Raw genomic sequence first — 18872 nt, forward strand, 5'->3', positions numbered from 1 at the left:
TGAGGAGAATCGTGACTGCACTAAGACCCGCCGAGCGTCAAGGGATCGGATCGCTGCTGCCACACCGGGCTGTGGACCCGGTGATGCTCTTCTTCGACCTGGTTTACGTCTTCCTCATCACCGAGCTCAATGGTGTCATCCGGGAGGAATCCGGGTGGAGAGGGCTGGCACACGCTGGAGTCCTGCTGGCCCTCATCTACTGGCAGTGGCTGCTGGTGACGATCCAGTCCAGCCTGCGCGACGCGTCGACGAATCGCCACCGCCTCACCATCATGACCCTCATGGTGATCGTCATGGTCAGCGCGGTCGTCGTGCCTCGCGCCTTCGAGGAACGGGCACTGATATTCGCGACGTCGTGCTGGCTCTCGCGCCTGGTCATCACCTTCCGCCTGGCGCGCCACGAGAACTCCAACGCCTTCCGCATGGACCTGGTCTCCAGCCTCATCCAGGGGCCCCTTCTGCTCGGCGGAGCCATCATGGGCGGCAACGGCCAACTGGCACTGTGGGCCCTGGCGGCGCTGTGGGAGATCACCGGCCCCCTGCGGCACAGCCGGGCCATGAGCACCCAGCGCTACGACGTCGGCAACGTCGTGGAGCGCTTCAGCCTCCTCATCATTGTGGCTCTTGGCGAGACCATCGTGTCGATCGCGACTCCTCAGACTGAGCTCGAGCATCTGACCTGGGCCGACCTGGGCGGTCTCGTCGCCGCCTTCATCATCGTGGGCGGGCTGTGGTGGGCCTACTTCCATCACAGCCTTGGTCTCATGGAGCACTACATCAACCGGGCACGCGTTCCCTTCCGTGCCGTGCGCAGCCTCCTCGCCTACGGTCATCTCGCACTGGTGGCCGGACTGATCGCTCTGGCCGCAGGCCTCCACCACGTGATGGAGGAGCCACGTGACCACGTCCCGATGGAGACATCGGCGCTCCTGTGCAGCGGCGTCATCGTCTTCCTCGCCATGTTCGCCGTCATCAGGCTGCGCAACGCACATAGGATCTATCGATCCCGTGTCGTGGCCTGTGCTCTGTGCCTTGCTCTCATCCCTGCAGGCCGTCACATGAGTGGGATGCTCCTGGTCAGTCTCCTCTCCCTCATCACCGTGGCAGAGTGCCTCTGGGAGACACTGGCTCCGGCCGCTGCGGGCGTTCCCGATCTCGATGAACTCGCTGAGCGTGCGGCCCAGGCCTAGCACCGGCCGTTCCACTCCTGTCCGCACGCCTGTTCCTTGGCCCACGCGTCAACAGCGCTGCTCTCCTCCTCAAACGGGTCCTCGACCCGGGGCATGACCGCCCATCGCACGCCGACGGGAACGCTGATGGAGACGAACCGGTTCCGGGAAACGAAGGCGACAATCGGTTCCAGAAGAGCCGCGCCGGACAGTGGCGCGCAGCCGCAACACCCATAGACTGTAGCCATGCTGAATCCGGTTGATCCCACCACCACGCCCGCCTGGAAGCGCCTCACCGAGCTCCACGACACCATGACCCCAGACCTGCGCGCCTGGTTCGCCGACGACCCCGAGCGCGCCAAGCGCTTCTCCTACGAGCTGGGAGACCTCTACGTCGACCTGTCCAAGAACCTGCTGACCGACGACGTCCGCGACGCCCTGGTCGAGCTCGCCGAGCAGGTCGACGTCCCGGGCCGCCGCGACGCCATGTACGCCGGCGAGCACATCAACATCACCGAGGACCGGGCCGTCCTCCATACGGCTCTGCGCCGCCCGGCCACCGACTCCCTGACCGTGGACGGCCAGGACGTCGTCGCCGACGTCCACGAGGTCCTGGAGAAGATCTACGCCTTCGCCCGTCGCGTGCGCTCGGGGGAGTGGACCGGCATCACTGGCAAGCCCATCAAGACAGTGGTCAACATCGGCATCGGAGGCTCCGACCTCGGCCCCGTCATGGTCTACGAGGCCCTCAAGCCCTATGTGCAGAAGGGCCTTGAGTGCCGCTTCATCTCCAACATCGACCCCACCGACTGCGCCGAGAAGGTCGCGGACCTCGACCCGGAGACGACCCTGTTCATCATCGCCTCCAAGACCTTCACCACTCTGGAGACCCTCACCAACGCCCGCATGGCCCGCGACTGGTTCCTGGCCGCCCTCCAGGCCAAGGGCATTGAGACCGACGGCGCCATCGCCAGGCACTTCGTGGCCGTGTCCACCGCCCTGGACAAGGTCGCCGAGTTCGGCATCGACCCGGCCAACGCCTTCGGGTTCTGGAACTGGGTGGGCGGACGCTACTCGGTGGACTCCGCCGTCGGTACGATCCTGGCCGTGGCCATCGGCCCGGAGAACTTCGCCGACTTCCTCTCCGGCTTCCACACCGTTGACGAGCACTTCGCCACCAAGGCTCCGGCTGAGAACGTCCCCATGCTCATGGGCCTGCTCAACGTCTGGTACGTCAACTTCTTCAAGGCCGGCTCCCACGCTATCCTGCCCTACGCCCAGTACCTGCACCGTTTCCCCGCCTACCTCCAGCAGCTCACCATGGAGTCCAACGGCAAGTCCGTGCGCTGGGACGGCAGCCCCGTGACCACGGAGACCGGTGAGGTCTTCTGGGGCGAGCCGGGCACCAACGGCCAGCACGCCTTCTACCAGCTCATCCACCAGGGCACCCAGCTCATCCCCGCGGACTTCATCGCCGTGGCCAATCCCGCTCACCCCACCAAGGACGGGGGAGTGGACGTCCACGAGCTGTTCCTGTCCAACTACCTGGCACAGACCGCGGCGCTCGCCTTCGGCAAGACCGCCGACGAGGTGCGTGCCGAAGGCACCGCCGAGGAGATCGTCCCGGCCCGCGTCTTCGCCGGCAACAAGCCGACCACCTCGATCCTCGCCCCGGCGCTGACGCCCGCGGTCGTCGGAGAGCTCATCGCCCTCTACGAGCACATCACCTTCACCCAGGGCATCGTGTGGGGTATCGACTCCTTCGACCAGTGGGGGGTCGAGCTGGGCAAGAAGCTGGCCCTTGAGATCGCCCCCGCCGTCCAGGGCGACGAGGAGGCCCTCGCAGGGCAGGACGCCTCCACCCGCGGTCTCATCACCCGCTACCGCAGCCTGCGTCACTAGCCCGACCAGACCAGCCGGATGCTCTGTTGTGTCAGCGACTGATAACCCATCGAGGAGGACGTGATGAAGGAAGTGGGCGTCGATGAGCTGCGTCGCCGGCTCGAGGCCAGGGAGGACCTGGTAGTCCTTGACGTGCGTGAGCCCGACGAGGTCGAGCGCGCGGCGATCCCCGGCTCGGTCAACATCCCGCTGGGTGAGGTGGTCGACCGGATGGGAGAGCTCGATGCGGCCCGCCCCACCGCGGTCATCTGCGCCGGCGGAGTGCGTTCCGTCAAGGCGGTCAAGGCTCTGACTGCTGCCGGCTACACCGGTGAGCTGGTCAACGTCAGCGGCGGCATGAAGGCGTGGCTGGGCCAGTAAACCGGCGGGCGACTTCTCGGGACGGCCGCGGACTGACCGGTTCGGGGCCGTCCCGCGTGCCTCAGCCCTGTCTCTGTGAGCGCCTGAGCAGCTCCTCGACTGTACGCAGGACGCCGTCCTCGGTGTTGGCGGGCGCCGTGTACGCCGCTGCGGCATGGATGCCGGGGTGGGCGTTGCGCATGGCGAAGCCCAGGTCCGCGTGGTTGTAGAGATCCAGGTCGTTGAGGTAGTCCCCGAAGACGGCAGTCTGTTCCGGGAGGACCCCGAGCCTGGCCTGAAGCGCCGCCAAGGCCCGCCCCTTCGAGACCTGAGCCGACATCATGTCCGTCCAGTGCAGCCCGGAGACGACGGTCTGCACGTGGGGAACCGCCGCGGTCAGCGCCTGGGAGCTTCCGTTCTCAACATCGTCGAAGTCGAAGACCGCGACCTTGAGCGCCTCATCCAGAGGAATGGCAGTGAGGTCCTCGACGATCTCCAGTGCCTCGTAGTACAACTTGGCCTGTTCCAGGAAGGCCGCATCGGAGCGCTCGATGTAGGCGCAGTACTTGCAGGCAACAACCGCGCCGACGTCGTACCCGGAGGCGACCAGGTGACGGGTCGTGACAATGGCGGCCTCGGCGGCCTGGGCGCTGATGGTGTCGGAATGGACCTCCTCACCTGCGTGGACGACGAAGGAACCGTTCTCGGCGATCAGTGGTGAGTCCTCAACGGCGGGGCCCAGGACCGCACGCAGGTTGGCCAGCTGTCTGCCCGAGGCGGGGGCGAAGACGATGCCGGCGTCTCGCATCTCCGCCACCGCATCCATCAGCCCGGCGGGAACGCACCCTTGGCCATCAAGGAGAGTTCCGTCCATGTCGGTGACAACAAGACGGAGATCGATCTGCGCCGGCAACGCTGCAAGGAGCTCGGGCTCAAGGGGAAGATGCTTCACGGCGTCATCCTCTCAAGGATGACGCCTCCACGTCACCACGGCGCGAGGAGCACGAAGACGGGCGCCTGCTGGTCCACACCGATCAGTGGACAAGCAGGCGCCCGTGAGAGGAGCGGCTCACGCTCTGGGAGCCTTCAGCTCAGTCAGCTGGCCTGACGGCGACGCATGACGAGGACAGCGCCGGAGCCGAGCAGGCCGGCGGCGGCGACGGCGACGGCGATGCTCGGACCGGTGGTGGCCAGCGCGGGCTTCGTCGGGGTGGTGCGAGAAGCCGTAACGACAGGAGTTGCGGACGGCTTGGCCGGGGTGCCGGTCTCAGTGGTCACCGTGGTGGCCGGAGCGGACGGCGTCGGCGTGGCCGCAGGGGTGGTGGTCTCCACGGTCGGGGTAGCAACCGGAGCCGGAGGAGTCGTCGAGGTGGACGGCGTCGACGGAGTGGTCTCCGGGGTCGGCGTCGGAGAGGGGACGGTGCTGCCCGTCGGCGGGGTGTTGGTCGTCGACGGCGGGGTGTTGCTCTTCGTCGTCGTGGTGTTGGTCGTCGTGGTGTTGGTGGTCGTCGTGGTCGACGGGGTCAGCGTCGAGTTGCTGACGTTGTAGGCGGCGAAGTTCTGGGTGGCGTACCACTTGCCGTCCGAGGTCTGGGCGAATCCGATGCCGATGGAGTTGACGTTCGGGTCCGTCATGTTCTTGTAGTGGCCAGCGGAAGTGCGCCACTGCTCGAAGATCAGCGCGCCGGTGTCGCCACCCGCGGTACGCCAGGCCACGTTCTCAGAGCCGGTGGTCCAGCCACTAGGGTAGGCCGACGTGAAGTCGGGGCGGTGGCTCATGCTGTTGGCGGCGGCCTGCTGCTCGGACCAGTCCTGTGCGACGGCGTCGAGCTCCTGGTACCGGGTCACGGGCTGAAGGCCCTTGCTGCTGCGCAGCTCGTTGACCTTGTTCAGGACGGTGTCGGCGTACTGGGCCCCCTCCGAGGTCACCTGTGCGGGAACCGCAGCGGCGGCTGCCGGTGCGCCCTCAGGGGCGGCCGGAGCGGCCAGTGCGGCCGAGGAGGCGGTCAGCGGCACGACGGTGAGCGCAGCTGCGGCGATGACGCGCTTGATGTTCATGTGTCGTTCTCTCTGATCGGGAATGTGAGAACACAGTCTGATCTGCACAACCGGCTATGAGCCGATGCGCGGGATGCTGTGAGACACCCTTGATGTCGGTGTTCACTCAACCACAGTCGCGCCGGCCATGCATGTTATTCGGTTGTGACTTTCCTGACCGAATTCGTCACATGACCGAATCGCGTGGCGGACCGTGAGGGGTAGTCCTTTCGTCTTGAGACACTGATGAAAGGTGGGTGTGGGTGTTGGGGTCGCCGGGGAAGCGGCGTCATCACAGCGTTTACTGGATCGTGATTAAGTGTTGGTGAATTGCAGCAGAGGCTGGAAACTAAAATAGACTCAATGGTTGTTATATGGGATGCAAATGTGACTCATGTTGATGAGGGTGGTATCAGAATAATGCGAGGATCTACCGCCGAAGTTCTTTCAAAAAGAAATCCGCACTCTTGTGAAAGAGTGCGGATTCTCATGCTGGTCGGGCTGGCGGGATTTGAACCCACGACCCCTTGACCCCCAGTCAAGTGCGCTACCAAACTGCGCCACAGCCCGTTGACTCGCGGCACCGGGCCGCTTGCAACGAGCAGAACCTTAACTCATGGAACGGCTCCTTCAGAAATCTGCTGGCGGTGAGGCCGCTCACCCCGACATGTCAGGCGCGGTCGTCCTGATGGCGCCCGCCTCCCATGAGGGCGTCGAGCTGACGGCGTTCCTTCTTCGTGGGCCGTCCTGCCCCGCGATCTCGGATGATGGCGGCCGGCGCATCCAGAGGCGACGGGCGAGGGGGAGAGGAGTCGATGTACGCGGTGCGGGCGATAGGAGCACCCACTCGCTTGGTGAGGATCCGAGTGACGGTCAGCAGCCGGTCGAACCCGTCGACGCGGTAGCGGACCTCATCTCCCACCGAGACGTGCTGGGCGGGCTTGGCGGTCTCTCCGTTGATACGCACATGCCCCGCCTTGCAGGCGCTCGTCGCCGCCGAGCGGGACTTGATCTGTCGCACGCTCCACAGCCAGACGTCGATACGGGCCGATGCCGGGGCACCAGGGGTGCTGTTGCCACTGGGTGCGGAACGAGGGTGAGCTGCCATGGTGGCATCCTAAGCAAGTGGCTCAGCGGCGGGGCATGGAACGGCTTCGGCGCCGTGAGGCTGCGCGCCCGCGGCGCTGCCCCCGAACCATGAGTCCCCATCCCAGAACCAGGGCGCCGACGGCCGCCAGCGCGGCGTACCCGGGACTGCGCCACATAACGGAGCCGACCTCCTTCGCGGTACGAGCGGCTCGTTCAGGGAGCGACGCGGTCTCGTTCCCACCGGCGAGGCAGCTGTTCAAGGCGGAGCGCAGCGCCTCCCTGTCGGCCTGGGGCAGGCCGAGCCGGTAGGCGGCTGCCACTGAGACGAATCGACGCGCGTAAGTGCAGCGGTAGGAGGTGTTCTCCGGCCACCAGCCCCCCGGGCCGGTCGGTCGCCAGCTGCCGGTCTCGGTGGAACCAACGGGACAGCTCGCCGGGCCGCAGGCGCCCTTGGCCTGGTTGGCCTCGCCTTTAACAGCGACGAGATTCAGCGGGTCGTTGGCTGCCAGCAGTCGGGTGCGCTCATCCCACTGCCAGGCTCCGTGGGCGTAGAGGTAGTTCAGCGGTACCACATGGTCGATCTGGACGGCTTCCGAGGTCCCCTGACCACGCGTGAAGGTGATCCTATTCCCGGTGTACGGATCCTGAAGGACACCCGCCCAGACGGTGGCGTCCGGACACACACCCGCACCCTGGCCACGTCCCTCCTCACGGGACTGAACGCCGTCGGCACGCGAGAAGTCGGCGTCCGTCAGGTCCCGGGCCAGGATCTCGTTACGAGTGTCACAACCGTCGCCGTCGACGTCGGTCCACGCCTCACCGAACCAGCCGGTGCGGGAACCTCCCTCTGCCCAGGAGTGGGCGGCCGGAGCGTCCTCGGGCAGCTCCGAAAGCGCCTCGAGAGAGGCCTTCGGGGACAGGATGAAGTCTCCTCTACGGTCCCAGGGTGCCTCGTGGAGAGCGGCGAGCTCAGTGGTCGCGGAGTTCTGGACGGGCACCGGCGAGGCGTTATCGGCATGGACGGGAGTGGCGGCTGCCATCCCCGACGCACTGAGCGCACCGAGCACCGTGAGGCGCGCCAGGAGCCGGCCGGAAGCGTTCATAGGGCTACGGTAGCCTGACCCGCCGACACGAAAATCGTGGGCTCGTCACCCGCAGCGCGCCAGCAGGGCGACCGGATCGGACTCAAGCAGGCATCAGAGCGTTGGCCGGCTCATCCAGGTACCAGGTGGTCTGATCCCCCCGGCAGCACGAGGCCGGTGCCTTGAGCACATCGGGGGCTCCTAGACCCAGGCGTACCGCCTCGGCCTTGCCTCCGCCGCCGGCCACCACCATGACCCGGCCGGCATGCTGCAGGGCCTCGAAGGTCAAGGAGTAGCGCTCGGGAGGGGGCTTGGGCGAGTTGCGCACGGCCACGGCGGGCACTCCTACCGCGAGCGCGGCCGGGTGCCCGGGGAAGAGGGAGCAGACGTGTGCGTCAGGTCCCAGCCCTACGTGGACCACATCGAAACCGCCGTGGGTCAGACCTGCCGACTCAAGCTCGTGGACCATACGCGCGGTCGCCTCATCCAGACCGCTGACCTCGTTCGGAGCGGCCAGCCGGTGCGTCTGAGACTCCCTGATGCCTGCGGCGATGAGCGGCGCAGCCAGCAGATCGTTGCGCTGCGGGTCCCCGGCGGGCACGAAGCGCTCGTCACCGAACCACAGGTGGATGGCGCGACGCACCGGTTCGGGCTGAGCGGCGATGAGCGGCGCGAGGGCTTCAGCCAGCGCCATCCCCCCGGAACCGCCTGTCAGCGCCAAGTGGGCGACTCCCCGGTCCGTCACCACCGTGGACAGGATCCGCATGGTGTCCTGGCAGGCCCTGAGCGCGGCGTCGTTCAGTGTGGGAACCACGATGACGTCCGGCGCAGCAGCCGCAGAGGCGGCCGTCTGGATCTCGGCGATCGACTGGGCGTCGGGCGTGCAGTCAGCCATTGAGGGGCTCCTCGAGCAGTGAGGCCAGGACCTCTTGGTAGACGAGGTCGGGGGTGAGTCGGCGCAGCTCCTCGTCGAGGGTGCTGATCGGCTCGCGTCGGGCCATCGTGACCACCTGAGGCTCGGGGGAGCCGGGGCGCGTGATCGTGACCCGCTCCAGGTCGTGGCGGGCGATGATGATCTCGCCGTCGTCGGTTCTGGCGGTGATGGAGGAGATGCCCTTGAAACCCTCTTCATCGACTCGCGTGACCGGCACATCCAGCCGCAGCCGCAGCCAGGTGATCATGAGGCAGAGCGAGGAGTTCCTTGGTTCGCCGGCCACCACCACCTCCCGCAGCCCGCCCGCGCGCAGCAGCGGATCCAGAGTAGAGGCCACCATGGCGCGCCACAGGGTGATGCGGGTCCAGGCCAGATCGATGTCGCCGCGCACGCTCACCGGTGCCAGCTTCCGCAGCGCCCTGGCCGGGAAGTCCTGTGCGGGAGTGTTGGTGATGCGAGTCGAGCCCAGGCGGCCCAAGGGGTCCTGCGAGGGGATCTCAGGGACGGTCGTTGGCCACCACACGACCACCGGGGCGTCGGGCAGGAGGAAGGGCACCACCAGCGTGTCGGTGTGCAGAGCCGCCTCGTCCCAGGGCCTCAGGACCAGCGTCTCGCCGGCGCCGGCGTCGTGACCGACTCGGATCTCGGCGTCCAGGTGTCCACCGGCCTGAGCTGAGACGTGTCCATCACGACTGCGCGGAGTCGCGCGGCCGATGTCCTCCTCAGGCGGCTTGACGACGGCGATGATTCGGCTGGGATGATCCCGGCTGGCACCGTGCGCGGCGCACAGCGCATCCTCCAGGCCCTTCTCGTCGGTGGAGATCACGAGCGTCAGCACCCGGGAGGAGCCGGAGGCCCCCTCGTGCTCCACCAGCCGGGAGACGATCCGGGAGGTGGTCGTCGCGGTCAGTGTGGTAATCATGAGCGCCTCCAGGTGCGGCCGTCGCGGGCAAGGAGTTCGTGGGCACTGGCCGGCCCCCAGGAGCCGGGGCGATAGCCCTCGGGGCTCCCGCCGGCGCTCCAGTGCTCGATGACAGGATCCAGGATGCGCCAGGACAGGTCGACCTCGCGCTGGTGGGGGAAGAGCGGGGCGTCCCCCAGGAGCGCATCGAGGATGAGGCGCTCGTAGGCCTCCGGGGACTCCTCGTTGAAGGTGGCTCCGTAGCCGAAGTCCATGGAGACGTCGCGCAGCTCCATCTGGGTTCCGGGTACCTTGGAGGCCAGCCGCAGCGTGATGCCCTCATCGGGCTGGATTCGCAGCACGATGGTGTTGGCTCCCACGGCCGTGGTGGCCGCTGACTCAAAGGGCAGGAACGGCGGCTGCTTGAAGACGACGGCGACCTCAGTGACCCGGCGAGTCAGGCGCTTGCCGGCGCGCAGGTAGAACGGCACGCCGGCCCAGCGACGGTTGGCGATCTCCAGACGCAGAGCGGCAAAGGTCTCGGTTCGGGAGTCGGCGGCGACGCCGTCCTCCTCCAGGTAGCCCCGCACCGGCAGCCCTCCCTGGAAGCCGGCGTCGTAACGGCCCCGGGCTGCGGTGAGGTCCAGGTCCAGCACCCCGTTGCGCTCCAGGCGCACGCAGTTGAGCACCTTCTCCTTCTCCAGGCGCACCGCGGCCGCCTCCATGCTGGTGGGCTCCTCCATCGCGGTCAGCGCCAGGAGCTGGAGCAGGTGGTTCTGGATGACGTCGCGAGCCGAGCCGATGGTGTCGTAGTAGCCGGCCCGGGTGCCGATACCGATGTCCTCGGCCATGGTGATCTGGACATGGTCGACGTAGCGCTGGTTCCACAGCGGCTCGAACATCGTGTTGGCGAACCGCAGCGCCAGGATGTTCTGCACCGTCTCCTTACCCAGGTAGTGGTCGACCCGGAAGACGTCGTCGGGACGCACGATGCGTCCCACGAGGTCATCGAGCTCTCGGGCGCTGGAGCGGTTGTGCCCGAAGGGCTTCTCGATGACGACGCGCCGCCAGGCGTCAGCCGACTCCTCCACGAGCCCGGAGCGGGCGATCCGCTCAGTCACGGCCGGGAACCATCCCGGGGGGATCGACAGGTAGAAGGCGCGGTTGCCGCGTGTGCCCCGGGTGGCATCCAGGTCATCCACCACGGCCGTGAGCCGGTCGTAAGCGGCGTCATCCTCGAAGGAGGTGAACTCCACGAAGCGCATCCCCGCTGCCAGCTGCTCCCAGATGGCGGGACGCCAGGGGGTGCGGGCACCCGCCCGAGCCGATTCCTCCACGTAGGCGCGCAGGTCGTCGTCGGACCAGGAGCGCCGGCCGACCCCCACTAGGGAGAAGCTGGGGGAGAGCAGGCCGCGGTTGGCCAGGTCGTAGATTGCGGGCAGGAGCTTGTGGCGGGCCAGATCACCAGTGATGCCGAACATCACCAGGACGCAGGGGTCCGCGATACGCGGAAGGCGAAGGTCACGGGCGTCGAGAAGCGGGTTGACCGCCCGCGCGGGTCTCGACGACGGAAACGGAGTCGCAGAGTCGGAGCTGGACACGTCAGCCTTTCTGAAATTCGACGAACGGCGGACCAGGCGCCACCAACGGGTCGTCGGCGCGCTACGGCACTCTGAGCGGAGGCCCGGCCAGGGCCACTGCAGGGACACTGCATGGCCACTGCACCGCCCCGAGGAACTTGTGCTCGCCGCACATGTCACTGTAGCGCCCCCGGAGGCGTCTCACCCGGAAGGGACAGGCCTGCCGTGAGCCGTTACACGCCGTTGCGGACACGTCTGAACCACGGACGCTCCTCGTGCGCGAGGACTGGACGCGGTAGGGTCCTGGCAGAGCGCAACCAGTATCGTCCACCACCAAGGCTTGGAATCGCAGCGCCGTCATCAGGGCTGCGGCACAGGAAAGGACTTCCATGAGCAGCTTCACCCCCGCACCGGCCACAGCCGATCTCGGTGTCTTCGGGCTGGGGGTGATGGGGGCGAACCTGGCCCGCAACCTGGCTCGTCACGGTCACGCGGTCGCCGTCTTCAACCGCACGCTGGCCCGTACCGAGAGGCTCATCGAACGCTACGGCTCCGAGGGCGACTTCGTGCCCGCGGCCGACCTGAAGGACTTCGTGGCCTCGCTGCGCACGCCGCGTGTGGCCATCATCATGGTCCAGGCCGGAGCGGCCACGGAGGCGGTGATCGAGGAGCTCGCCGCCCTCATGGAGCCCGGTGACATCATCGTCGACGCCGGCAACACGCTCTACACCGACACCCGGCGCCGTGAGGTCTCCCTGCGTGAGCGCGGCCTGCACTTCGTGGGCATGGGGGTCTCCGGCGGCGAGGAGGGGGCGCTCAACGGCCCCTCGATCATGCCTGGCGGCACTGCCGAGTCCTATGACCGCCTGGGGCCGATGCTGGAGTCCATCTCGGCCCACGTCGACGGTACGCCGTGCTGCACCCACGTCGGTCCCGACGGCGCCGGCCACTTCGTCAAGATGGTCCACAACGGCATTGAGTACGCCGACATGCAGCTCATCGCCGAGGCCTACGACCTGCTGCGCCACGTCGGCGGGTTCACCGTGGAGGAGATCGCCGAGGTCTTCCGCTCCTGGAAGGACTCCGAGCTCGACTCCTACCTCATCGACATCACCACCGAGGTCCTGTCCCACACCGACGCGGCCACCGGAGAGGCCTTCGTCGACGTCGTCGTCGACGCGGCCGGCCAGAAGGGCACCGGCGTGTGGACCACCCAGACGGCCCTCGAGCTGGGAGTGGCTGTGCCCGCCATCGCCGAGGCCACCTTCGCGCGCGCGGTCTCCTCCTCCAGCGCGGCGCGGGCCGCGGTCCAGGCCGCCGACATCGCTGCAGGAACCACGCAGACGGCCCTGACCGACCCCGAGGAGCGACGCGCCTTCGTCGACGCCGTCAAGCAGGCCCTCTACGGCTCCAAGATCGCCGCCTACGCCCAGGGTTTCGACGAGATCGCCACCGCCTCCAAGCAGTTCGACTGGAACATCGACCTGGGCGCTATGGCCCGCATCTGGCGAGGCGGCTGCATCATCCGCGCCCGCTTCCTGGACGACATCACTCGCGCCTACGACGAGAACCCGGCTCTGGCCAGTCTGCTCACGGCGCCGGTCTTCGCCTCCTCCCTGGCGAAGGTCCTGCCCGCCTGGCGCCAGGTCGTGGCCACCTCCGCCACCACCGGTGTCCCCGCCCCGGCCTTCGCCTCCTCCCTGGCCTACGTCGACCAGCTGCGCTCACGGCGCCTGCCGGCCGCCCTCATCCAGGGGCAGCGAGACTTCTTCGGCTCGCACACCTACCACCGCACCGACGACGTCGAGGGCGTCTACCACACCCTGTGGGCCACGCCCGAGCGCACCGAGGAGAAGTGGGACTGAGACCCCCAATTGAGGCCTCGCACCCGCCCCGTGGAGGCCTCAGTCGCGACCACATAGCGCTAGATTCTGGCGCATGACGACCACCGCGCCCGCCCGCTCAGACAGCCCCACGAACCTGCGTCACGAGGAGGCCTCCTGGCGATCCTCCGTGTGCCAGGTGCCCTCCACCTACGTGGCCGTCGACATCACCGGGGCCGCCGCCCGTCACGAGCCCGCCTTCAGCGTGCGTTGCCTGATGCGCCTGGACATCAGGCAACGCGTCGAAGGCCTCTGGGTGGATTTCGTAGGGCAGGCGGTCGACTCCCTCAGCATCGACGGGCAACCCGTCCCGGTGAGCTGGGACGGGGCCCGTATCGAGCTGCCCGTTCTCGACCCGGGCGAGCACACGGTGGAGATCACGGCGCGCGGCCTCTACTCCAACTCGGGCCAGGGGCTGCACCGCTTCCACGACCCGGTCGACGGCGCCACCTACCTCTACACCCATTTCGAGCCCTCCGACGCGCGCCGGGCCTGGCCTATCATGGAGCAGCCGGACATCAAGACCCGCTTCTCGCTGGAGGTCACTCACCCACGCGGCTGGACGGTCATGTCCAACACCCGACCGCAAGCAGGCGGATCGAGCCGTCAGTCCCCGACCGGCACCGGCTCCGGCTGTGAGACGACATCCTTCGCCGCCTCCAGACCCCTGCCCAGCTACCTCACCGCACTGGCCGCAGGCTCCTGGCACCGAGTGACCGGGCAATGGACGTCCCCGAGCCGTCCGGGCCTGACGATCCCTCTGTCCTGGTCCTGCCGCGCCAGCCTGGCCGAGCACCTCGATGCCGCCGAGCTCCTCGACCTGACCCGCGCCGGCCTGGACCTCTACGACCGTGCCTACGCCTACGGCTTCCCCTGGGACTCCTACGACAGCGTGCTCGTCCCGGAGTACAACCTCGGAGCCATGGAGAATCCGGGCTGCGTCACCTTCAACGAGGAGCTCTACCTCTTCCGGGGGCCGGTCACCCGCTCCCAGAGGGCCGGACGCGCCAACACGATCCTCCACGAGATGTGTCATATGTGGTTCGGCGACCTCGTGACCCCCACGTGGTGGGAGGACACCTGGCTCAAGGAGTCCTTCGCCGATCACCAGAGCACCTGGGCCGAGGCCGAGGCGGCCGGCTACACCGAGGCCTGGGTGAGCTTCGCCTCCACCCGTAAGGCCTGGGCCTACCTGGAGGACTCCCGGCCGGCCACCACCCACCCCATCGTCGCGCAGGTCGATGACGTCGAGGCCGCCCGGCAGGCCTTCGACGGCATCACCTACGCCAAGGGCGCCGCCGTCCTCAAGCAGCTCGTCGCCCACGTCGGCCAGGAGACCTTCCTGGAGGCCGCGGGGCTCCTCTTTGAGCGCAGGGCCTACGGAAACGCCTCCCTGGACGACTTCCTGCGCGTGCTCTCCCAGGTCTCGGGCCGCGACATGCACGACTGGGCCCGCGCCTGGCTCCACACCGCAGGCCCCTCGACCATCACCGATGAGCTGGCCGTTCATGAGGGGCGGATCGCCTCCCTGACCCTGAGGCAGGAGGGAACCGACCCGGTGACCGGGCAGAGCGTCCTGCGTCCGCACACACTCGTCGTCGGCCTGTACTCCGTCGACGGGGGAGGGGCGCTGGTACGCACCCACAGGCTGCCGGTCACTCTGGATGCCGAGCGGCTCGACGTCGCCGAGGCCGTGGGTCTGCCCGCTCCCGATCTCGTCGTCGTCAACGACGAGGACCTCACCTACGCCATCGTGCGGCCTGACGACGCCTCACTGTCCTGCCTGACCACCTCGCTCGGCTCCCTGCGCGATCCCATGGCGCGGTCCCTGGCCTGGTCGATGCTGCACAACCTGGTGCGTGACGCGCTCATCGATGCGGCGCTGTTCGTCCAGGCCGTCCTGGCACACGCCGACGACGACACCGAGCCGAGCACCCTGACCGTCCTGCTGAACCAGGCGCTGCGGGTCGCCTGCAGGTATGCCGGAGGGCACAGGCGTCGTGCGCTCCTGGGGCTCCTCCTGGCCGATGACTCGACCGAGCCGTCGAAAGAGACGGACCCGGCCGTCCTGCGCGGCGGGTGGGGCAGACTCCGTGCTGCCGCGCCGGGCTCCGACGCCCAGATCGTGCGCGCCCGTGCCTGGCTGGAGGCCGCAGGGCAGGCACGGCTGCTCGGTGAGGCGGATAGCGCCCAGGCGGCCACTCGTGCACGCGAGATCCTGGATGGCGCTCTGCCCGGCCTGGAGCTGGACGCCGACATGCGGTGGCGGGCCCTGACCGCCTTGGCGAGACTGGACGCCGTCAGCGCCGACGAGCTCGAGGCGCAGCGGAAGGCAGACCCGACGGCCAGTGGCATCACCCGTCACCTGCAGGCCTCCAGCTCGATGCCCCGCCAGGACCTCAAGGCCGAGGTCTTCGACCGGCTCCTGAACGACACCGCTTTGAGCAACGACCACATCGATGCCCTCGTGGGTGGCTTCGCCGTCGATGCCCACCGAGAGCTGACCGCGGCATTCACCCCTCGATACCTCCAGGAGCTTCCCGGACTGTGGTCCGGGCGCGGCCAGGAGATCGCCACCCGGTTGGTCAACGGGCTCTTCCCGGCCTGCGGGGACGAGGCGGACGCCCAAGCGGTCGAGGACTGGCTTGCGACGCACCCCGAGGCACCGTCGGCCCTGCGCCGGCTCGTCCTCAAGAGCCTCGACGACCTGCGACGTGCTCTGAACGCTCGGCGCACCGGCTCAGAGGATCTCTGAGAGCTCAGACCATCTCCATGCCTGTGAGACCTTTGTCCTAGCCTGACCAACATCAATGCGGAGTCGTGACCTGTTTGAGACCTTCAATCGGTGCTCCTGGTCACCTCGAGGGCATTGTTGCGGGCGTGCAGCGGGTAGGGTCGTGGACAATCATGGAGAGCCATGTCGTGGTGTTGACTCGACGGCGGTGCAACGAACGGTATGGTGGTCCCTGAGGCGGCGCACCGGGCGCCGCAACGAACTGAGGGGCAGGAATAATGTCGAGCAGTCCGATCGAGCAGGATCCCTCCTCCACACAGACCTTCGGGGTCGTTGACGTCGCCAACTCAGTTGACTCCCCGGTGGTGGGGCTGAGCCAGCAGGACGCCGCTGCGATCGCTGCACTGCCGTCGGGAACGGCGCTTCTCCTCGTCCACCACGGGCCGACTACCGGTGCGCGGTTCCTCCTGGACGCCGAGGAGACGACGGTCGGGCGCCACCCCCGTGCCGACATCTTCCTCGACGACGTCACCGTCTCCAGGAAGCACGCAGTCTTCTCATCTCTGCCCGATGGTGGGTACGGCGTCCGTGACTCCGGTTCACTCAATGGAACATACGTCAATCGCACGCGCGTGGAGCAGGCGGCTCTTCGCTCCGGTGATGAGGTTCAGATCGGCAAGTACCGGATGACCTACCACCCCGGCCCCCAGGGCGGAGCCGCGTCTCGGTGAGCGCTGCAACCGCACGAAGCAAGAAGCGAGACGCCCCCTCCTCCTTGCTTGAAGCCTCTGAGCGCCCGGCAGGCGAGACCTGGCCCCGCGGAATCTCTCGAGAGCCCGTGATGAAGATCGGGCAGGTGGTGGATCTCCTCAAGGTGGAGTTCCCTGCCCTATCGATCTCCAAGGTTCGTTATCTCGAGGGTGAGGGGCTCATCAGTCCTCATCGTGTCGGCAACGGGTACCGCCGCTACTCGCAGGCGGACCTGGAGCGTCTGCGCTACGCCTTGGCGGTGCAGCGCGACGAGTACCTCCCGTTGCACGTCATCCGTGACCGTCTGGCACGGCTGGACGCCGACGTCGAGGCCCCCGCTCCACAGCCTGTTGCTCGGGTGGTCGCCCGAGACGGGCAGATCGTCGACGACGGCCCCATGGACCTGGAGGCGCTCTTGGCCCACTCCGGTGCCAGTGAGTCCCAGATCGAGGAGCTCGTCGCCGTCGGACTCATCAGTCCCGATGTTCGGGGGCGTTACAGTCAGCAGAACCTGAGGACCGTGCGTCTGGCCATGGAGATCACCCGCAAGGGAGTGCCCCTGCGCAACCTGCGTGCGGTACGCGCCTCAGCTGAGCGGGAGGCGGACACGATCGATCAGGCGGTGGCCCCGCGCCGCTCGCGGTCGCGCAGTGCCGGTGAAGAGACGGCTCGGGAACTGGCCGAGCTCGTCGCGGATCTGCACACGATTCTGCTGCGTCGCGCCGTCGACGCTCTGGGCTGACAGCGGGTGCCCGCACGCCCAGTAGGCGTTGACCAGGCCGGGCCGCGCGTGTCGACGAAGGTCAGCGTGCGTCGGTTGCGTGTTCCCGGGACAGGGGGGACTGCCTCCCGTAGGGTTGGAACGTGCCATTGATGCAGTTGGTGGGTGTCAGATCCACTGATCCTGATGACGGCTTGGTCGCCGTCCTCGTGGAGGACGGCGGGCCGGCGATGCTGGCCATTCCGGTGACGGCGCACGAGGGACTGGCGCTGCAGGCTCACGGCTCGCACCGGTCGCCCTCCTGGCCACGGCTCCTTGACGACGTCGTCGAGGCACTGGGTGGTCGGATCGGGTGCACTGAGCTCGACGTTGACGATGACGCGCGCATCGTCGCCAGACTCATCGTTGAGACTCCTGCCTGTACCAGTCGGGTGATGACGGTTGCCTGCACTCCGGGGGAGGGGCTGCTTCTGAGCGGATACCACCGGTTCCCGGTGCATGCCAGCAGCTCGCTGACGCGCCTGAGGGCTGTGGATCTCAGTGACGACCACGGGGCGGAGAGACTTAAGCAGTGGCAGCGAATGTTGTCGCAGACTGATGATCTCGCCGATGACGACACGCGGGACTGATGTGACTCGTGTGACTAATGTTGTAATCTGTGTCACTTGTTGAAAGTGACGTACTGGCGGAGAACTGGCTTCATCGCAGGGAATAGTGGGCGCCTGGGAGGCAACTGTTGACCTCAGCTAGAGATTCACGCCCGACGGCACACCGAGATGAGGCGTGCCCTTCGTTGAGCATCGCCCCAAGTGGCCCTATCGTGGAGCCGTGGCCGCACGAGGCGTGCCGCCGCACCAGTTTCAGGTGCGTGTTCTTCCGGCGACAGGAGCAGGTCGTGAGCATGAATGAAGCCAGTGCGATAGCAAGGCCTCAGCGTACTCAGGGCATGCTGTTCGGTGACCCGTTGCCCCAGCTCGATGCCGACTCGGGCTACCGCGGGCCGGTCGCCTGCCGCGCTGCCGGTATCACGTACCGCCAGCTCGACTACTGGGCACGCACCGGCTTGGTCGAGCCGTCGATTCGAAGCGCCAAAGGATCGGGTTCTCAGCGCCTCTACTCTTTTCGCGACATCCTGGTCCTCAAGGTCGTCAAGCGCCTCCTGGACACCGGGGTCTCGCTCCAGCAGATCCGCACGGCCGTCAGCGCCCTGCACTCCCGCGGTGTCGAGGACCTGGCCTCCATCACTCTCATGAGCGACGGCGCCTCGGTCTACGAGTGCACCTCGGCCGACGAGGTCGTCGACCTGGTCGCCGGCGGCCAAGGCGTCTTCGGCATCGCCGTGGGGCGGGTGTGGCACGAGGTTGAGGGAGCGCTGGTGGACCTGCCCGTCGATCACGCTCAGGCTCTCGGCACGCCGCTGGTCGAGGACGAGCTGGCCAAGCGTCGCGCCGCCAAGCGCCAGCAGGCCATCTGAGCGACGTGAGGCGCGCGCAATTTGCCATCGCCAGTGCTATGACGTCGTTGAGACCGTCGCCGGAGTGGCGGCGGATCACGGGGTGGAGCCGGCAGCGGTGGCACCGGCCTGGCTTGCGTGATCGTCCCGGTGTCACCGCTCCGCTGGCCTCGGCGCGCAACCTGAGTCAGCTTCGGCCGATCGTGGAGGCACTGACCCTCGAGGTCAGTGACGAGGAGACCCGGGCTCTCACCCGGGTCTCCGATGCCGCGCGCTCCTGACCCGCTGTGGGGCCGGC

General features: G+C 67.6%; 16 protein-coding genes, 1 tRNA gene and 1 pseudogene. 10 read left to right on the forward strand and 8 right to left on the reverse strand.

Going from position 1 to position 18872, the window contains the following annotated elements; all coding sequences use genetic code 11:
• Positions 1-11: 11 nt before the first annotated feature.
• The 3 genes from BKH20_RS01905 to BKH20_RS01920 all read left to right on the forward strand — a co-directional run bounded on the left by BKH20_RS01905 (position 12) and on the right by BKH20_RS01920 (position 3431).
• Positions 12-1190: a low temperature requirement protein A gene (locus BKH20_RS01905; RefSeq protein WP_256692979.1), complete on the forward strand. Its 1179-nt coding sequence runs from the start codon at positions 12-14 to the stop codon at positions 1188-1190.
• A gap of 225 nt (positions 1191-1415) precedes the next feature.
• Positions 1416-3071 carry a glucose-6-phosphate isomerase gene (gene pgi / locus BKH20_RS01915; RefSeq protein ID WP_070658951.1) on the forward strand — a complete coding sequence of 552 codons (1656 nt, stop codon included), beginning with the start codon at positions 1416-1418 and terminating at the stop codon, positions 3069-3071.
• 63 nt (positions 3072-3134) lie between these two features.
• Entirely contained in the window at positions 3135-3431 is a 297-nt protein-coding gene (locus tag BKH20_RS01920) for a rhodanese-like domain-containing protein (RefSeq protein WP_075389707.1), read from the forward strand.
• A gap of 61 nt (positions 3432-3492) precedes the next feature.
• On the opposite strand, the gene BKH20_RS01925 is transcribed toward BKH20_RS01920, so the two are convergent.
• From BKH20_RS01925 to zwf, 8 genes are all read right to left on the reverse strand, one after another.
• Entirely contained in the window at positions 3493-4362 is an 870-nt protein-coding gene (locus BKH20_RS01925; RefSeq protein WP_075389708.1) for an HAD family hydrolase, read from the reverse strand.
• Between the two features lie 143 nt (positions 4363-4505).
• Positions 4506-5468: a CAP domain-containing protein gene (locus tag BKH20_RS01930; RefSeq protein WP_075389709.1), complete on the reverse strand. Its 963-nt coding sequence runs from the start codon at positions 5466-5468 to the stop codon at positions 4506-4508.
• Positions 5469-5940: 472 nt separating this feature from the next.
• Positions 5941-6017 (reverse strand) — tRNA-Pro (locus BKH20_RS01935).
• Positions 6018-6117: 100 nt separating this feature from the next.
• Entirely contained in the window at positions 6118-6555 is a 438-nt protein-coding gene (locus BKH20_RS01940; RefSeq protein ID WP_075389710.1) for an RNA-binding S4 domain-containing protein, read from the reverse strand.
• 22 nt (positions 6556-6577) lie between these two features.
• Complete coding sequence (locus BKH20_RS01945; protein WP_075389711.1) at positions 6578-7639, reverse strand: HNH endonuclease family protein; 1062 nt, start codon at positions 7637-7639, stop codon at positions 6578-6580.
• A gap of 82 nt (positions 7640-7721) precedes the next feature.
• Positions 7722-8513, reverse strand: a complete 792-nt coding sequence (gene pgl / locus BKH20_RS01950) for a 6-phosphogluconolactonase (RefSeq protein WP_075389712.1) — start codon at positions 8511-8513, stop codon at positions 7722-7724.
• Positions 8506-9474: a glucose-6-phosphate dehydrogenase assembly protein OpcA gene (locus BKH20_RS01955; protein ID WP_075389713.1), complete on the reverse strand. Its 969-nt coding sequence runs from the start codon at positions 9472-9474 to the stop codon at positions 8506-8508. Before BKH20_RS01955 ends, pgl begins: the two co-directional genes overlap by 8 nt.
• Positions 9471-11054: a glucose-6-phosphate dehydrogenase gene (gene zwf, locus BKH20_RS01960; protein ID WP_075389714.1), complete on the reverse strand. Its 1584-nt coding sequence runs from the start codon at positions 11052-11054 to the stop codon at positions 9471-9473. Before zwf ends, BKH20_RS01955 begins: the two co-directional genes overlap by 4 nt.
• A gap of 368 nt (positions 11055-11422) precedes the next feature.
• Here zwf and gndA point away from each other — a divergent pair, with 368 nt between their 5' ends.
• The 7 genes and pseudogenes from gndA to BKH20_RS01995 form a co-directional block, all read left to right on the forward strand.
• A complete protein-coding gene (gene gndA, locus BKH20_RS01965) occupies positions 11423-12898 on the forward strand; it encodes an NADP-dependent phosphogluconate dehydrogenase (RefSeq protein WP_075370944.1) in 1476 nt (491 codons plus the stop codon).
• 73 nt (positions 12899-12971) lie between these two features.
• Positions 12972-15671: an aminopeptidase N gene (gene pepN / locus BKH20_RS01970; RefSeq protein WP_075389715.1), complete on the forward strand. Its 2700-nt coding sequence runs from the start codon at positions 12972-12974 to the stop codon at positions 15669-15671.
• A 257-nt stretch (positions 15672-15928) separates the two neighbouring features.
• The gene (locus BKH20_RS01975; protein WP_070658962.1) at positions 15929-16381 is read left to right on the forward strand and encodes an FHA domain-containing protein; all 453 of its coding nucleotides are present in this window, start codon (positions 15929-15931) and stop codon (positions 16379-16381) included.
• A complete protein-coding gene (gene ftsR / locus BKH20_RS01980; RefSeq protein WP_176747130.1) occupies positions 16378-17142 on the forward strand; it encodes a transcriptional regulator FtsR in 765 nt (254 codons plus the stop codon). The genes BKH20_RS01975 and ftsR overlap by 4 nt, the downstream gene beginning before the upstream one ends.
• Positions 17143-17273: 131 nt before the next feature.
• Entirely contained in the window at positions 17274-17750 is a 477-nt protein-coding gene (locus tag BKH20_RS01985) for a hypothetical protein (RefSeq protein ID WP_075389716.1), read from the forward strand.
• A gap of 317 nt (positions 17751-18067) precedes the next feature.
• Entirely contained in the window at positions 18068-18595 is a 528-nt protein-coding gene (locus tag BKH20_RS01990) for a MerR family transcriptional regulator (protein WP_075389717.1), read from the forward strand.
• A 31-nt stretch (positions 18596-18626) separates the two neighbouring features.
• Positions 18627-18855: pseudogene (locus tag BKH20_RS01995) on the forward strand (aldo/keto reductase); the annotation flags it as partial.
• Positions 18856-18872: the final 17 nt, after the last annotated feature.

Source organism: Actinomyces oris, from assembly GCF_001937445.1.
Lineage (GTDB): Bacteria > Actinomycetota > Actinomycetes > Actinomycetales > Actinomycetaceae > Actinomyces > Actinomyces acetigenes.

Bases quoted from the DNA above. Each gene is read 5' to 3' on its own strand.
- pgi (WP_070658951.1), top strand. From the start codon at position 1,416: ATGCTGAATCCGGTTGATCCCACCACCACGCCCGCCTGGAAGCGCCTC.
- BKH20_RS01920 (WP_075389707.1), top strand. From the start codon at position 3,135: ATGAAGGAAGTGGGCGTCGATGAGCTGCGTCGCCGGCTCGAGGCCAGG.
- BKH20_RS01930 (WP_075389709.1), bottom strand. From the start codon at position 5,468: ATGAACATCAAGCGCGTCATCGCCGCAGCTGCGCTCACCGTCGTGCCG.
- BKH20_RS01940 (WP_075389710.1), bottom strand. From the start codon at position 6,555: ATGGCAGCTCACCCTCGTTCCGCACCCAGTGGCAACAGCACCCCTGGT.
- BKH20_RS01945 (WP_075389711.1), bottom strand. From the start codon at position 7,639: ATGAACGCTTCCGGCCGGCTCCTGGCGCGCCTCACGGTGCTCGGTGCG.
- pgl (WP_075389712.1), bottom strand. From the start codon at position 8,513: ATGGCTGACTGCACGCCCGACGCCCAGTCGATCGCCGAGATCCAGACG.
- BKH20_RS01955 (WP_075389713.1), bottom strand. From the start codon at position 9,474: ATGATTACCACACTGACCGCGACGACCACCTCCCGGATCGTCTCCCGG.
- gndA (WP_075370944.1), top strand. From the start codon at position 11,423: ATGAGCAGCTTCACCCCCGCACCGGCCACAGCCGATCTCGGTGTCTTC.
- pepN (WP_075389715.1), top strand. From the start codon at position 12,972: ATGACGACCACCGCGCCCGCCCGCTCAGACAGCCCCACGAACCTGCGT.
- BKH20_RS01975 (WP_070658962.1), top strand. From the start codon at position 15,929: ATGTCGAGCAGTCCGATCGAGCAGGATCCCTCCTCCACACAGACCTTC.
- BKH20_RS01985 (WP_075389716.1), top strand. From the start codon at position 17,274: ATGCAGTTGGTGGGTGTCAGATCCACTGATCCTGATGACGGCTTGGTC.
- BKH20_RS01990 (WP_075389717.1), top strand. From the start codon at position 18,068: ATGCTGTTCGGTGACCCGTTGCCCCAGCTCGATGCCGACTCGGGCTAC.